Annotated in this window: 12 protein-coding genes; 3 read left to right on the forward strand and 9 right to left on the reverse strand. The window is 71.2% G+C overall.

What is annotated here, in order from left to right; all coding sequences use genetic code 11:
• Window positions 1-25 precede the first annotated feature (25 nt).
• A complete protein-coding gene (locus tag AB0D34_RS33470; RefSeq protein ID WP_362668442.1) occupies window positions 26-418 on the forward strand; it encodes an SCO5389 family protein in 393 nt (130 codons plus the stop codon).
• A gap of 91 nt (window positions 419-509) precedes the next feature.
• Here the strand turns inward: AB0D34_RS33470 and AB0D34_RS33475 are convergent, their stop codons facing one another.
• Window positions 510-1,538 (reverse strand): LLM class flavin-dependent oxidoreductase, encoded by a 1,029-nt coding sequence (locus AB0D34_RS33475; protein ID WP_362668445.1) that lies wholly within the window; start codon window positions 1,536-1,538, stop codon window positions 510-512.
• A gap of 223 nt (window positions 1,539-1,761) precedes the next feature.
• On the opposite strand from AB0D34_RS33475, the gene AB0D34_RS33480 reads away from it, so the two are divergent.
• Window positions 1,762-2,103: an ATP/GTP-binding protein gene (locus AB0D34_RS33480; RefSeq protein WP_362668447.1), complete on the forward strand. Its 342-nt coding sequence runs from the start codon at window positions 1,762-1,764 to the stop codon at window positions 2,101-2,103.
• A gap of 7 nt (window positions 2,104-2,110) precedes the next feature.
• On the opposite strand, the gene AB0D34_RS33485 is transcribed toward AB0D34_RS33480, so the two are convergent.
• The 5 genes from AB0D34_RS33485 to AB0D34_RS33505 all read right to left on the reverse strand — a co-directional run bounded on the left by AB0D34_RS33485 (window position 2,111) and on the right by AB0D34_RS33505 (window position 7,728).
• Window positions 2,111-2,980: an ABC transporter permease gene (locus AB0D34_RS33485; protein WP_362668449.1), complete on the reverse strand. Its 870-nt coding sequence runs from the start codon at window positions 2,978-2,980 to the stop codon at window positions 2,111-2,113.
• A complete protein-coding gene (locus AB0D34_RS33490) occupies window positions 2,977-4,377 on the reverse strand; it encodes an ABC transporter ATP-binding protein (RefSeq protein ID WP_362668451.1) in 1,401 nt (466 codons plus the stop codon). The genes AB0D34_RS33485 and AB0D34_RS33490 overlap by 4 nt, the downstream gene beginning before the upstream one ends.
• A gap of 273 nt (window positions 4,378-4,650) precedes the next feature.
• Window positions 4,651-5,421: an ABC transporter permease gene (locus tag AB0D34_RS33495; protein ID WP_362668453.1), complete on the reverse strand. Its 771-nt coding sequence runs from the start codon at window positions 5,419-5,421 to the stop codon at window positions 4,651-4,653.
• A 2-nt stretch (window positions 5,422-5,423) separates the two neighbouring features.
• A complete protein-coding gene (locus AB0D34_RS33500; protein WP_362668455.1) occupies window positions 5,424-6,380 on the reverse strand; it encodes an ABC transporter ATP-binding protein in 957 nt (318 codons plus the stop codon).
• A 10-nt stretch (window positions 6,381-6,390) separates the two neighbouring features.
• Window positions 6,391-7,728, reverse strand: a complete 1,338-nt coding sequence (locus tag AB0D34_RS33505) for an MDR family MFS transporter (protein ID WP_362668457.1) — start codon at window positions 7,726-7,728, stop codon at window positions 6,391-6,393.
• A 94-nt stretch (window positions 7,729-7,822) separates the two neighbouring features.
• Between AB0D34_RS33505 and AB0D34_RS33510 the strand changes: the two genes are divergently transcribed.
• On the forward strand, window positions 7,823-8,383 hold the full coding sequence (locus tag AB0D34_RS33510; RefSeq protein ID WP_362668458.1) for a TetR/AcrR family transcriptional regulator: 561 nt from the start codon (window positions 7,823-7,825) through the stop codon (window positions 8,381-8,383).
• A gap of 67 nt (window positions 8,384-8,450) precedes the next feature.
• On the opposite strand, the gene AB0D34_RS33515 is transcribed toward AB0D34_RS33510, so the two are convergent.
• The 3 genes from AB0D34_RS33515 to mce form a co-directional block, all read right to left on the reverse strand.
• Window positions 8,451-9,386: a cellulose-binding protein gene (locus tag AB0D34_RS33515; RefSeq protein ID WP_362668461.1), complete on the reverse strand. Its 936-nt coding sequence runs from the start codon at window positions 9,384-9,386 to the stop codon at window positions 8,451-8,453.
• A gap of 183 nt (window positions 9,387-9,569) precedes the next feature.
• Window positions 9,570-13,481: a polarized growth protein Scy gene (gene scy, locus AB0D34_RS33520; protein WP_362668463.1), complete on the reverse strand. Its 3,912-nt coding sequence runs from the start codon at window positions 13,479-13,481 to the stop codon at window positions 9,570-9,572.
• Window positions 13,482-13,713: 232 nt separating this feature from the next.
• Window positions 13,714-14,154 carry a methylmalonyl-CoA epimerase gene (gene mce / locus AB0D34_RS33525; protein WP_020136539.1) on the reverse strand — a complete coding sequence of 147 codons (441 nt, stop codon included), beginning with the start codon at window positions 14,152-14,154 and terminating at the stop codon, window positions 13,714-13,716.
• Window positions 14,155-14,242: the final 88 nt, after the last annotated feature.

Consider the following 14,242-nt stretch of genomic DNA (forward strand, 5'->3'; position numbering starts at 1 on the left):
AATCAGGGGTGCGAGAGGAGAACCCATGTCGCTCGACGTCTCACCGGCCCTACTCGAGAAGGCCGAGCGAGGCGAGGTCGACGAAGCAGAATTCGTCGACTGCGTCCGGAACTCCCTGCCCTACGCATGGGAGATGATCAGCTCCCTGGTGGCCCAGCTGAAGGTCGACGGCGGCAACTTCGCCGACAACCAGACGCCCCCGCCGGACGAGCAGGCACGCGGTCAGCTGCTGCGTGCGCTTGCGAGTGACGCGATACGCGGCGCGCTGCAGCGGCACTTCGGTGTGCGGCTGGCCTTCCAGAACTGCCACCGGGTGGCGGTGTTCCCGCTGGACGCCTCGGTAGACGAGACGCTGGCCCGTTTCACCTCGGTGCGCAGCCAGTTGCTCAACCAGTCCCCCGAGTTCAGGGACTGCTGAGCGGTATGCCGCTTGCTTGCCGCTCCGTACGCGGGAGGTGCATCAGTACCGGGGCGGCAAGCTCCAGCCGGGCAAGGGTTCCTGTGCCACTTCAGGTCAGATGCGGGAGCACCTCCGCACCCAGCCGCCGTACGTTCTCCTCGGTCGCCGCCAGATCTCCCGAGCCCTCGACGAGCAGGGCGAAGCGGGAGACACCCGTGCGTTCGCTGGTGGCCGCGAGGCGGTCGGCGCACAGCCGCGGGGTGCCCACCGGGTGCAGCCCGCAGAGCAGTTCGGTGTAGGCCACCGGGTCGCGCATCTGGCGCTCCCGGCCGTCGACCGTGACATGGGCGCCGAGCCCCTGCCGGAGCCAGCCCGGCATGGCCTTCACCAGAGCTTCCACGGCGTCCGTACGCCGGTCCGCGATCTGGCAGACACCCGCCGAGACATGGGGCGCGTCCAGGACCTTCTCCGGCGCGTGTCCGGCCGCGCGCGCCTGCCTGCGCCACAAGGCCACCATCTCCGCCTTCTCCTCGTCCCCGACATGCATCCCCAGCAGCATCGGCAGCCCGCGCTCGGCGGCCAGCCGGACGCTCGCGGGGGAGGTGCAGGCGACGATCACCTCGGGCCCGGCCGCCTCCGTGAGCGCCTCCGAGGGCCGCGGTACGACGGGCACCTCACGGAACCGGAACCGCTCGCCGTCGGCCCCGACGGAGGCCTCGCGCAGCCAGCGCACCAGCAGATCGAGTGATTCCGGGAACCCCTTCTCGTACGCCTGCAGACCCGAGCCGAACACCTCCAGATCGACCCACGGACCGCCGCGCCCCACGCCCAGCGAGAAGCGCCCGCCGCTCGTCATGTGCAGCAGCGCGGCCTGCTCGCCGAGGGCGACGGGGTGGACGGTGGGCAGCACGCTCACGGCGGTGCCGACCCGGATGCGCTGGGTGCGGCCCAGCAGTAAGGCCGCCAGGGTGATCGCGGACGGGCAGGTGCCGTACGGCACGAAGTGGTGTTCTGCCAGCCAGACCGCGTCGAGTCCGGCCTCCTCCGCGACCTCCGCCGAGCGGACCGCGCGGTACAGCGCCTCTGCCTGGCCCTGCCCCGGGAACTGGGCCGCCAACACGAATGTTCCTACGTGCATGTGCTTTTCCTGCTTCCTTGGCTCCGACACGGAGCTCCCCCACCCGGCATAACCGTCTGACACGTGCCGAGGACACGGCTTGGCGAAGAGATTTGCCGATTGTCTGCAGAATGGGTCGCCCCGGAGGGGGCCTTGTGGGGGTTGGTTCCCTACGCCTACCCCGCCTCCCGCCGCGTAGGCTGGACACGGTCCCTGCTTCCTGTATAGCCCCGTGAGGTGTCCTGTGTCCCCGCGTCGCAACCGACCCAAGGGTTCCGGTTCGTCGGACCCGTCCGGCCGTGGCGCCGAGGACGACCGGTCGGGTCGCTACGGCGGCTTCCAGTCCTCGACGAACTGGCAGGGTGAGGACTGGAACGTCCGGCATGTGGCGGGCGCGAGCGCGCAGGGCAAGACATACCGCTGCCCGGGCTGCGACCAGATGATCCCGGACGGCGTCCCGCATGTGGTGGCCTGGCCGGACCACTCGGGCGTCGACGAGCGTCGGCACTGGCACAAGGCGTGCTGGAACGCACGGGACCGCCGCACCACGCGGGTGCAGCGGTCCCGTAACGCGCCGAGGTTCTAGGGCGGTTCTACACGTCCCGGCTCTCCAGGAGCGCGAAGGCGCCGGCGAACGCGGCCGCCGTCACACCGATGATGATCCACAGCGGGTCCCAGCCCGAAGGGCCCGACTCCGTGAGGGAGTTGGAGTAGAACACGCTGAGCTGGTTCGGGATGGAGTACTCGAACAGCGCCTGGCGCACGTCCTCCAGGGACTGCGAGAACATGAACAGCGCGATGACCAGCGGGGCCAGCACGACGCCGATCATGATGGTGATCGCGCCTGCCGAGTGCCGGATGATCGAGCCGATGATCAGCGAGAGCAGGCCCAGCAGCGCGATGTAGAGCGAGATGCCGAAGGTGCCCTTCAGCCACTCCTGGCCGGTCGGGGTCCGCGCGTCCAGCAGGGCCACGTCGATGAGGGCGACGACCAGGACCGAGACCAGGGTGGTCACGAAGGCGACGGCGAAGAACACGACCGACTTCGCGGCGAGGACCCGGCCGCGGGAGGGACAGGCGACCATCGTCGTACGGATCATGCCGGTGCCGTACTCCGAGGCCGTGGTCAGCACGCCGAGCGTGATGACGCACATGTTGCCGATCAGCAGCCCGAAGAAGCCGAACGACAGCGGGTTCTCGTCCCGCAGGCTGTCCTGGGACGCGTTGGCCGCGAGCAGCGCGGCGACCGCGAGGCCGATCCCGACGTTGAGCACGACGAACACACCCAGCGTCCAGATCGTCGACCGCACGGAACGGATCTTCGTCCACTCCGACGCGATCGCGTGCCCGAGATGCGTCCGCACGACGGGGATCGGCGAGGTGTAGCCCGGGTACGACGACCCGGCGGGCGCCTGCCAGTTCGGTGCGGCGGCCTGCGGCATCGGGGGCTGCGGGGTGCTCATCGGGCGTCCTCGGGCTGGGTCGGGGCGGGTCCCTGCGGGGCGGAGGCGGAGGCCTGTGCGGAGGCGTGCGGCTGCGGCGCGGGCGGGGCGGTCGGTGGCTGAGCAGCCGGAGCCTGCGCCGACGGCAGGTGCGCCGGAGCGGCTGCCTGGGCGGCGGGCGACGCCGGTCCCTGCGGGGCGGGCGCGGAACCCTGCGGCGCGGGCACGGGGGCCGCAGGCGGCTGGGCTGCCGGAGCGGCTGCCTGGCCCGCGGCCGACGCCGGTCCCTGCGGGGCCGCCGGGCCCGTCTGGGCGTACGGGTTCGGCGTGCCGGGACCGCCGTACGGGAGCGGCTGTGCCTGACCCTGTGGACCCCCGAAGGGCTGACCGCCCTGCTGCGGTGGTGCCGGTGGGTACCAGTCGGGCTGGCCCTGGCCGGGGACCGGCATGGGGGGCTGGGCGCCGGGCGGGAGGGGCTGCATGAGCCCCGACTTCTGGTCGGTGGTCGAGCGGTAGTCCACGGCACCCTGTGTCATCCGCATGTACGCCTCCTCCAGCGAGGCCTGGTGCGGGGACAGCTCCCACAGGCGTACGTCCGTGTCGTGGGCGATGTCGCTGATGCGGGGGAGCGGCAGCCCCGTCACCCGCAGCGCCCCGTCCTGCTCGGGCAGGACGTGCCCGCCCGCCTCCGTGATCGCGGCCGACAGCTTCTCGCGGAGCTGCGGCTCGGTGTCGGGCGTCCGCACGCGCGCGAAACCCGCGGAGTTCGCCGCGATGAAGTTCTGCACGCTCATGTCGGCGAGCAGCTGCCCGCGCCCGATCACGATGAGGTGGTCCGCGGTCAGCGCCATCTCGCTCATCAGGTGGGACGAGACGAAGACCGTCCGCCCCTCCGCCGCCAGCGCCTTCATCAGGTTGCGCACCCACAGGATGCCCTCGGGGTCGAGCCCGTTGACCGGCTCGTCGAAGAGCAGCACCTGCGGGTCGCCGAGCAGCGCGGCCGCGATCCCGAGCCGCTGCCCCATACCGAGCGAGAAGCCCTTGGAACGCTTCTTCGCCACGTCCTGGAGACCGACGACACCGAGCACCTCGTCCACCCGCCGGGCCGGAATCCCGGACAGCTGGGCCAGACAGAGCAGATGGTTACGCGCGGCCCGGCCGCCGTGCACGGCCTTCGCGTCGAGCAGCGCACCGACCTGCCGGGGCGCGTTCGGCAGCTTGCGATACGGATAGCCGCCGATCGTCACCTGCCCCGAGGTGGGATTGTCGAGGCCCAGGATCATGCGCATGGTCGTCGACTTGCCCGAGCCGTTGGGGCCCAGGAAACCGGTGACGGCACCGGGACGCACCTGGAAGGAAAGGTTGTACACAGCGGTCTTGTCGCCGTAGCGCTTGGTCAGGCCGACTGCCTCGATCATGCTCCGCACCCATCGCAAGGTTCAGGACAGCGGGGCACACGCCCCCCGTAAGGGTTAGGAGCTTATCGGGGCGCTGACGGTTCCGCTCAAATGAAAGCAAAGCCCAGTTCCTGCCGACGGCCGAGCGGAGGACGCGGGGCCGGTACACAGCTCTCCGGCGCCGTCGCCGACAGCCTGGACTCGACGCCCTCCGGTGGGGACAGCCTCGCGCGGACCGTCGTCCCGCTCACCCGCGCTTCTCGGGCGACGCGGCGTGATCCGCTCGGCCGCGGGCTACGCGTCCCGCTTCTTCAGCAGGACATAACCGCCGATCAGCGCCACCGCCACCCACAGCGCCATGATCCCGAGCCCGCCCCAGGGGCCGTAGGGAGTGTCGTCGTCGATCGGGGTGACCACCTGCATGATCTTGCTGCCGGCCTGGTCGGGCAGGAACTGGCCGATCTTCTTCGTCGCCGAGACGTTGCCCAGGATGTTGGAGATCAGGAAGAAGAACGGCATCAGGATGCCCAGCGACAGCATCGGTGAGCGCAGCATCGCGGCGACGCCCATCGAGAACATCGCGATGAGGGTCATGTAGATGCCGCCGCCGATGACCGCGCGCAGCACCCCGGTGTCCCCGATCTCCGCCTTGTGCGAGCCGAGCATCGCCTGGCCGAGGAAGAAGGTGACGAAGCTGGTGAACAGGCCCACGACGAGGCAGAGCCCGGTCGCCACCGCGATCTTGCTCACCAGGAAGGTGGCGCGCTGCGGGACGGCGGCCAGCGAGGTGCGGATCATGCCGGTGCTGTACTCGTTCGAGACGACGAGCACCCCGAACACGATCATCGCGAGCTGGCCGAGGCTCATCCCGGCGAAGCTGATGAAGGTGGGGTCGAAGGAGAGCTTGTCCTGGCGGCTCATGTTGTCGAACTCGTTCTTCGACAGGGCCGAGATCAGGATGCCGAGCCCGATGGTGACGACCACGGCGAGGGAGAGCGTCCACACCGTGGAGGCCACCGAACGGATCTTGGTCCACTCGGAGCGGATGACCTGGGTCGCCGCCATGGTCAGTTCCCCTTCCAGCCGTCGCCCCAGGCCTGTTGCTGCTCGGGCGGCGCGTCGCTGTGTGCGTGGTACTCGACCGACTCCGCGGTCAGCTGCATGAACGCCTCCTCCAGGGAGGCCTGTTGGGGACTCAGCTCGTGCAGCACGATCTGGTGCTGCGCGGCCAGCTCGCCGATGTACTCGGACTTGCTGCCGTCCACCTCCAGCGTGCCGTTGCCGGTCTCCACCACGGTCACCCCGGCCGCGTGCAGCACGTCGAGCAGCCGCTCGCGCTGCGGGGTGCGGATCCGGACGTACGACCGGGAGTTCTGCGCGATGAAGTCGGCCATGGAGGTGTCGGCGAGCAGCCGTCCCTGGCCGATGACGACGAGGTGGTCGGCGGTCAGCGCCATCTCGCTCATGAGATGCGAGGACACGAAGACCGTACGGCCCTGCGCGGCAAGGGACTTCATCAGGTTGCGGATCCAGTGGATGCCCTCGGGGTCCAGTCCGTTGACCGGCTCGTCGAACATCAGGATCCGCGGATCGCCGAGCAACGCGCCCGCGATGCCGAGCCGCTGGCCCATACCGAGCGAGAAGCCCTTGGCCTTCTTCCTCGCGACCGCGGTGAGACCGACCGTGTCCAGCACCTCGTCGACCCTCTTGCGGGGAATGCCGTTGCTCTGCGCGAGACACAGCAGGTGGTTGAAGGCGCTGCGCCCGCCGTGCATGGCCTTGGCGTCCAGCAGGGCGCCGATGTACGTCAACGGGTCCTTGAGCTGGTCGTAGTGCTTGCCGTCGATGCGCACGTCCCCGGCGGTGGGCCGGTCCAGGCCCAACATCATGCGCATGGTGGTCGACTTGCCGGCGCCGTTGGGCCCGAGGAAGCCCGTGACGATGCCCGGTCTGACGGTGAAGGTCAGGTTGTTGACCGCCACCTTCTCGCCGTAACGCTTGGTCAGCCCCTCGAGCTCGATCATGCCCACCACGCTAGGGGTGCGCTCCTGCGGATGCCACTCCTATGGGCAAACGGAGACCGACGAGCGCGGCAAGAATCGTGAAAGCCGTCGACCACGCGAAGGCGGAGGGGAAACCGCCGTGCGCCAGTACGGCGGCGAGGACCGCGGTACCGAAGGAGCCGCCGAGTTGCTGCACGATCCGTACGGCGGCACTGGCGTGCGGGAGCCGGTCGGGGCTCAGGTGCCGGTAGGCGCCGACGTTGACGGCGAGGTTGGCGGCGCTCATGCCCAGACCCCGGACGACGAGGGCGACGGGCAACAGCGCGGCCGTCGGGTGGGGGAGGGCGAAGGGGAGCGTGCCCAGCGCCGAGAGCAGCATGCCCCCGAGGACGACCGGGCGCGGGCCGATCCGGTCGGTGAGCGGCCCCGTCGCCCGGGACAGCAGACTCCCGAGGCCCTGCGGTGCGAGGAGCAGCCCGGCGGCGACCACGCTCTCGCCGCGCTCCTGCTGGTAGTAGAGGGGGAGCAGGAACATCCCGCCGTACAGGGCGAGTCCGTTGAGGAACATCAGCACCGAGGCGGTGGAGAAGGCGCGGTCGCGGAACAGCCGCAGATCGACGAGGGGCCGCGTGGAGCGCAGGGCGTGGGCGCCGAACGCGGCCACGAGTACGGCGCCCAGGGGGACCGCGGTCGCCCGCGCGACGCCGGTCTCCGTCAGGCCGTAGACGAGGACGGCGAGCCCGGGGGAGAGGAGCAGCAGCCCGGTCAGGTCGAGGCGGTGGCCGGGACGGGGGCTGTCCTTCGGCACGCCCCGGTGGGCCAGGGCGAGGGCGAGCAGGCCGAGCGGCAGGTTGACGTAGAAGATCCAGCGCCAGTCGAGGTGACCGACGATCAGACCGCCGAGGACGGGGCCGAGGATCGGTCCGAGGAGTGCGGGCAGGGTGATCACGGCCATCAGCCGGCCCAGGTTCCGGCCGCCCGCGGCCCGCATCACCAGGGTCTGCAGGACGGGCAGGAGCATGCCGCCGCCGACGCCCTGGACGACCCGGAAGGCGACCAGTGAGCCGATGTCCCAGGCGAGCCCGCACAGCACCGACCCGGCGAGGAAGAGGCCGAGCGAGCCGAGCCACACCCGGCGGGCGCCGTAGCGCTCCGCGGCCCAGGCGGAGACCGGGACGACGGACGCGAGGGCGAGCAGGTAGGCGGTGCTGACCCACTGGACCGTCGCCGTCGGGGCGTTCAGGTCGCGGCCGAGGGTGTGGAGGGCGACGGAGACGATCGTGCTGTCCAGCAGCGGGGCGATCGCGCCGAGGACGAGGATGCCGGCGAGCCTGAGGACGGCGGGGTCGAGGCGGGTCCTGGTGGACATGGGAAAGTACCCCCTTTGGAGACGTTGCGTCTCTTAAGCTCACGATAGGCTCGCCGGAGTAGGAGACGCAAGGTCTCTTAAAGGGAGGTGTGCGGTGACCACACGGCGGCGCGGCGCCGCGCTGGAGGCCGACCTGCTGGACGCGGCCTGGGCGGAGCTGGGGGCGGTCGGCTACGCGCGGCTGACCATGGAGGGGGTCGCCGCGCGGGCCCGCACCGGGAAGCAGGTCCTGTACCGGCGCTGGAGCAATCGCGCCGAACTGGTCATCGCCGCGATGCGCCACCGCACGGGCTCGATCGCGGACCGGGTGCCGGACACGGGGTCACTGCGGGGGGACGTACTGGAGGTGCTGCGGGCGGGTGCCGAACGGCAGCGCCAGATCGGCCCGGACACGCTGCACGGGTTGCTCGCGGAGGCGCGGGATGTGGATCCGGCGTTCTTCGGGATCATGCGGGGGGTGCTGCGGACCGTGGTGGAGCGTGCCGCTGAGCGGGGGGAGATCCCGACGGCCGATCTGCCGGGGCGGGTGCTGACGTTGCCCGCGGATCTGCTGCGGCACGAGATCCTGCTGAGCCGGGAAGCGGTTTCCGACAGGGGGCTGGAGGAGATCGTGGACGACGTGTTCCTGCCGCTTGTCCTGCCCCGGGCCCCTTGAGCCGGTTCGCGCCAAGAGGCCCGCACCCTCGGGGGAGATGGTGCGGGCCTCTGGAACGCGCTACTGACTACCGGGACTGCTGAGCCGGCACCCCACGGGAGATCGGCTCGTCCTCGACCGGGGAGCTGGCGGCGGCCACCGCGGCACCCGTGAGCGTGGCGAGCATCTCGCGGACGTTCGTCAGCTGAGCGTTGATCGAGTCGCGGCGGTTGGTCAGCGCAGCGAGCTCGCGCTCGGATTCCGAACGGATGCGGTCGGCCTTGGCGTTGGCGTCGGCCACGATGTCCTCGGCCTGGCGCTGAGCCGTCTCCACCGTCTGACGGGCGCGGCGCTCCGCGTCGGTGCGCAGCTTCTCGGCCTCCAGGCGCAGCTGCTCCGCGCGGTGCTCGATCTCCGCGAGGCGCTTCTCCGCCTTCTGCTGACGGGACGCCAGGTCGCGCTCGGACTGCTCCCGGCGCTTGGCGAGGTTCGTCTCGAAGTCGGCGGCGGCCTGCGCGGCCTTGGCGCGGGTCTCCTCGAAGAGGGCGTCGGCCTCCTCGCGCTTCTGCTGCGCGTCCTTCTGCGCCTCCTGGCGCAGCTGGGAGGAGTCGCTCTTGGCCTTCTCGACGATCCGGACGCCCTCGTCCTCGGCCTTGGCCTTGCGCTCCGCAGCGAACGATTCTGCGTCGTTACGGACCTGCTGGGCCGCCGACTCGGCGAGTTCGCGGTGCTGCTCGGCCGCGCGACGGGCCTCCTCGCGCAGGTCCTTGGCCTCCTCCTCGGCGAGGCGGAGGATCTTCTCGACACGCGCGCCGAGGCCGGCGTACGACGGCTCGGCGTCGCTTACCTGAGCCTGGGCGTTCTGCGTCTCGAGGTGGAGCTCCTCGATGCGCTTTTCCAGGGCGGTGATGCGGGAGAGAGCGCTGTCACGGTCGGAGACGAGCTTGGAGATCCGTTCGTCCACCTGAGCGCGGTCGTACCCACGCCGCACAAGCTCGAAGCCGTAGGGGGAAGTGTCGCTCATGGGGTTCCTGTCAAATGAGACCGGTGAGGTGATAGGGGGAATCCTAGGGGCCGAAGCGGTGTGTCATCGAGCGGATACGTGTTTGATCTGGAGAATGACACCCCTTTTGAGTGGCTAACCCTGGGACGGCTTGCCAAAAACTTGGTCAAACGCCGCAGACGGCACCGGATTCCGACCAGTCGGTCAGCTGTCCGACGGCTTACCCGATCGAGGGGCCCCGACCGCTGCGCCCGCCTTGACGCCGCCGTCCTTGCCCGCCGCTGGAGCCTCAAAGGACTCCAACGCCTCCAGGACGTCCTGGACACGGGAGATCTCGGTGTTGATGTCCTCGCGGCGGCGGACGAGCACTTCGAGCTCGCGCTTGCCCTCCTCGACCGTGCGCTTGGCCTCACGGATCGCCTCGGCCTTGAGCTCCTCGGCCTCCCGGACCAGGGTGGCCTTCTTCTGCTCGGCCTCCTTGAGGAGCCCCTCGGCCTTCTTGACCGCGGCGATCCGCACCTTCCCGGCCTCCGAGTTGGCCTCCGAGACCAGCTCCTTGGCCTTCGCCTGCGCCTTCGCGAGCTGCTCCTCCGCGGCCTTGATCAGCGCGTCGCAGCGGTCGCCGGTCGACTTCATGGTCTCCGCGGCCTCACGGCGGGCCCGGTCGTGCAGCGCCTCGATCTCGCTGGTGATCCGGTCGCGCAGCTCCTCCGCGCGCTCCCTTATGGCGGTCGCGTCCCGGCGGGCGCCGACGAGCAGCTCGTCCGCGTCCGTGCGGGCCTTCTCCACGCGCGCGTTGCCCTCGACCGTCGCCTCGGACACCAGCCGGTCGGCCTCCTTGCGGGCCGCACCCACCATGGTGTCGGCCTGCGCCTCCGCCTCGGCGGTGGTCTTCTGCGCCTGCTGCTGCGCCTCGGTGAGCAGCTTGTCCGCCTCGGCGGCGGTCTCCGTGATGAGCGTGTCGACCTGCTCGGCGACGTCCTGCCGACGCTTGTTGGCCTCCTTGCGGACCTCGTCGAGGGTCCGGTCGGCCTCCTCGCGCGCGGAGTTGACCAACTCCTCGGCCGCGGCAGCCGCCTCCGCCCTGACCCGCTCCGACTCGCTGCGGATCCGCTCGGCGTGCTGCTGCGCCTGCCCGACGGTGTCGGCGGCCTCGGCACGCAGCCGCTCGGCGTCCCCGGTGGCCTCCCCGATCAACTGCTCGGCCTGGGCGAGCGATTCGACCCGTACGCGATCGGCCTCGGCGACCGAAGCGGCGCGGACCCGCTCCGCCTCGGCGACCGTCTCGGTGCGCAGCCGGTCGGTGTCGGCGATGGTCTCCTCGGTGAGCCGCTCGGCTTCGTTGCGCGCCTCGGTGATGAGGGTGTCGGCCTGTGTCGCCGCGTCCGACCGGATGCGGTTGGCGTCCTCGCGGGCCTCCGCCCGGGCGCGGGAAGCGTCCTGGTCGGCCTGCGCGATGGTGTCCGAGGCCTCCGTACGCGCCCGCTGGGCGTGCTCCGAGGCGTCCGACCGGAGGCGCTCCGCCTCGGCGATCGCCTCCGATACGGTGCGCTCGGCGAGGGACTTGGCGGCGTCCGTCTCCTCGGCGGCCTCCCGCCGGATCCGGGCCGCGTCCTCGCTGGCCCGCTCCCGCTCGGAGTAGGCGTCCCCGCGAACCCGGTCGGCCTCCTCCTGCGCCTCGCGCCGGGTGCGCTCGGCCACGTGCTCGGCGGCGGAGCGCAGCCCGGTGATCTCCTCCTGGGCCTGCTCGTGCAGCCCGGCGACCGAGTCCCGCACCTGCTGGGCGTGCTGTTCGGCGCCCGACACCATCTCGGTGGCCCGCCGGTCCGCCTCCTCGACCAGCCGTACGGCCTCGGCCTGGGCCTCCTCGACCCGGTTGCGGGCGGAGGCGAGGAGCTCCTCGCTCTGCTCACGGGCCCGCTGGCGCTCCTGGTCGGCCTCCTGGCGGGCCGAGCCGAGGTACTCCTCGGCCTCGCGGCGGCGCCGGTCGGCCTCCTCCTGGGCGGCGGCCAGCGTCTCGGACGCCTCGGTGGCGAGCCGCTCGGCGGCGGCCCGCGCCTCCGCACGGACCCGGTCCGCGGTGTCCTGCGCCTCGGACTTGAGCCGCTCCGCCTCCGCGGCGGCCTCGGACCGCAGCCGTACGGCGACGGCCTCGCCCTCGGCACGGGAGGCGGACGCGTCGGACGCGGCCTCGGTGCGCAGCCGGTCGGCCTCGGCCTCGGCCTGCTGCTGCAGGGTACGGATCCGCTCGGCGGCCTCGCTGCGCAGCCGGTCGGTCTCCTCGGCGGCCTCGCGGCGGATCCGCGAGGCCTCCTCACGGGCCTCGGTGAGGGCCTGTTCGGCGGCGGCGAGGCGCTCCTGGGCCTCGGTGTGCAGCCGGGTCAGTTCCTCGGCGGCCTCGGTGCGGCGGGTCTCTATCGCCCGCTCGGTCTCCTCGTGCAGCTCGCGGGCGGCCCGCTCGGCGTCGGCCTTGATGCCCTCGGCCTGCTCGACGACCTCCTCGCGGTGCCGCTCGGCCTCCTGACGGGTGCGCTGGAGCGTCTCCTCGGCCTGCCGGCGCAGCGTGGTGGCGCGCTCGATGGCCTCGGTGCGGACCTTCTCGCTGTCCGTGGTGGCGGTCTGGCGCAGCTCGTCGGCGTCCGCCTTGGCCTTGGAGAGCAGCTCCTCGGCGGTCTTGGCGGCCTCCTCGATCTGCTGGACGGCCTCCTTGCGGGCCTCCGCGCGGATCTTCTCGCCCTCGGCGACCGCGTCGGCGCGCAACTGCTCGGCCTCGCCGCGCAGCCTGCGGGCCTCCTCCTGCAGCTCGACCGTCTTGGCGCGGTACTCCTTGGTGTCGTCCTTCGCCGAGCCCTTGAGCTGCTCGGCGATGTCGTGCGCCTCGGCCCGCAGCCGGTCCGCCTCGGTCTCGGCCTCGCGGCGGATCCGCTCGGCCTCCTCGGCGGCGGCCTTGGTGGTGCGCTGCGCGTCCTCCTGCGCCTTGTTGAGGACGTCCTCGGCGGTCTTGGCCGCCTTGGACAGCTGGGTCGCGCTCTCCTCGGCGGTGAGCGTGCGGGCCTTCTCGGAGGCCTCGGCGACGATCTTCTCGGCCTCGGCGCGGGCGTCCGCGACGATCTGCTCGGCGGCCTCCTTGGTCGCCTCGGCCTCCTGGCTGGCCTCGCTGACCAGCCGGGCGACCTGCTCCTTCGCCGTGCGGGTGCGCTGTTCGTTGGCCGACTCGGCGCTCGCGAGGGTCTTCTCGGCGGCCGACTTCGCCTCGCTGAGGACCTTCTCGGCCTCGGCCTGCGCCTTGCGCAGCGCCTCCTCGGCCTCCGTCATCCGCTGCTCGGCGGCCCGGCTGAGCTCGGTGGCCTGGCGGCGGGCGCTGTCCGACTCGGTCGCCGTGGACGTGCGCAGCTGCTCGGCGTGGTCGGTGGCCTCCTGGGCCTGCGTGGAGGCCGCGTTGATCAGACGCTCGGCGTCGGTGCGGGCCCGCAGCAGGAGCTGCTCGGCCTCCGCGCGCGCCGCCTCGGCGTCGGCGGTGAGCCGCTGCCGGGCCTCGGTGGTGAGCCGCTCGGCCTCCGCGCGGGCGGCCGCCATGGCCTGCTCGGCCTCCGCGCGGGACTCCTCCAGGAGCCGGCGGGCCTGTGCCTCGCTGCGGGCACGCAGCTGCTCGGCCCACGCCACGTTCTCGTTGACATGTGACTCGACGGTCTGCCGGCGCTCGGCCAGCTCCTGGTCGAGCTGCTGACGACGGGTGACCGCCTCCTGGTGCAGCTCCGCCTGCAGACGCGCGGCCTGCTCGGCGTGCTCCTGGAGGATGCGCTGGGTCTGGGCGCGGACCTGGCTCAGTTCGCGCTCGGCGTCCTGGCGCAGCTGGTCGGCCTGGATCTGCGCGTTCCGCAGCAACTGCTCGGCCTGGTAGCCGATGTCACCGCCGCCGAATTCGGGCCGGGACATGAGGGTGCGCCGCGCCTCGTGCAACTTGGCGCGCAGCACCTCGACCTGGTAGCCGAGGTCCTCGGCGTGCTGGATCGCCTTTTCCCGCTCGGTCTTCAGCCGATCCATCTCGGCCTCGAACCGAGAGAGGTGGTCGACGTCAGCCGCCGGCTCTCGCTCCTGGCGTTCGTAGCCCCGCACTGCGCGGTCCCATCCGTCCCCTGGTCGCAAGTCTTTCCGTACGAGCCCTGTCCATCCGCCGAACGGGGCCCCCGGGGAATGGTGTCAGATCAACGGCGGAGCATGGACTGCTGCCCACTGCTCGTCCCCCGAAACCCGGACCCCGGCACGGTTCTGCCGCCATGGGCAGGACCCGGTCGCCCTGGGAAGAGCGGCGACCGCCCCCAACCCTACCGGCCCATATGTACGAGGGTCAGTGCTCAGGTGACTCAACAGGCGCCGAAGTGACCAGTTCTGTCAGTACGCCATGGCAATCCTTCGGGTGCAGGAAGGTGATCCGTGACCCCATGGAGCCGCGTCGCGGCTCCTCGTACAGAACGCGTACGCCCTTGTCCTTGATGTCCGCGGCCTCCGCATCCACATCCGCCGTACCGAAAGCGATGTGGTGGACACCCTCGCCGTTCTTGTCGAGCCACTTCGCGACGGTGGAGTCCGGGCGTGTGGGTTCGAGAAGCTGCAGGTAGGAGGCGCCCCCGTCGGAGGTTTCGTTGATCTTGAGCATGGCCTCGCGGACGCCCTGCTCCTCGTTGACCTCGGAGTGGAAGACCTCGAAGCCGTATGTGGCCCGGTAGAACTCGACGGTCTTGTCGAGGTCGAAACAGGCGATCCCGATGTGGTCGATTCGCGTCAGCATGTAGTCAGTGCAGCGCTCGCGAAACGGTTACGCAACGTGCGCGCGATCACACCGACGGCCGGGTGACGGCACGGAGTGCCACTCAGTA

The organism is Streptomyces sp. NPDC048420 (assembly GCF_040651535.1).
In the GTDB taxonomy this organism is placed as follows: Bacteria; Actinomycetota; Actinomycetes; order Streptomycetales; family Streptomycetaceae; genus Streptomyces.

Coding starts and splice junctions, on each gene's coding strand:
- AB0D34_RS33470 (WP_362668442.1), top strand. CDS start 26: ATGTCGCTCGACGTCTCACCGGCCCTACTCGAGAAGGCCGAGCGAGGC.
- AB0D34_RS33475 (WP_362668445.1), bottom strand. CDS start 1,538: ATGCACGTAGGAACATTCGTGTTGGCGGCCCAGTTCCCGGGGCAGGGC.
- AB0D34_RS33485 (WP_362668449.1), bottom strand. CDS start 2,980: ATGAGCACCCCGCAGCCCCCGATGCCGCAGGCCGCCGCACCGAACTGG.
- AB0D34_RS33490 (WP_362668451.1), bottom strand. CDS start 4,377: ATGATCGAGGCAGTCGGCCTGACCAAGCGCTACGGCGACAAGACCGCT.
- AB0D34_RS33495 (WP_362668453.1), bottom strand. CDS start 5,421: ATGGCGGCGACCCAGGTCATCCGCTCCGAGTGGACCAAGATCCGTTCG.
- AB0D34_RS33500 (WP_362668455.1), bottom strand. CDS start 6,380: ATGATCGAGCTCGAGGGGCTGACCAAGCGTTACGGCGAGAAGGTGGCG.
- AB0D34_RS33505 (WP_362668457.1), bottom strand. CDS start 7,728: ATGTCCACCAGGACCCGCCTCGACCCCGCCGTCCTCAGGCTCGCCGGC.
- AB0D34_RS33515 (WP_362668461.1), bottom strand. CDS start 9,386: ATGAGCGACACTTCCCCCTACGGCTTCGAGCTTGTGCGGCGTGGGTAC.
- mce (WP_020136539.1), bottom strand. CDS start 14,154: ATGCTGACGCGAATCGACCACATCGGGATCGCCTGTTTCGACCTCGAC.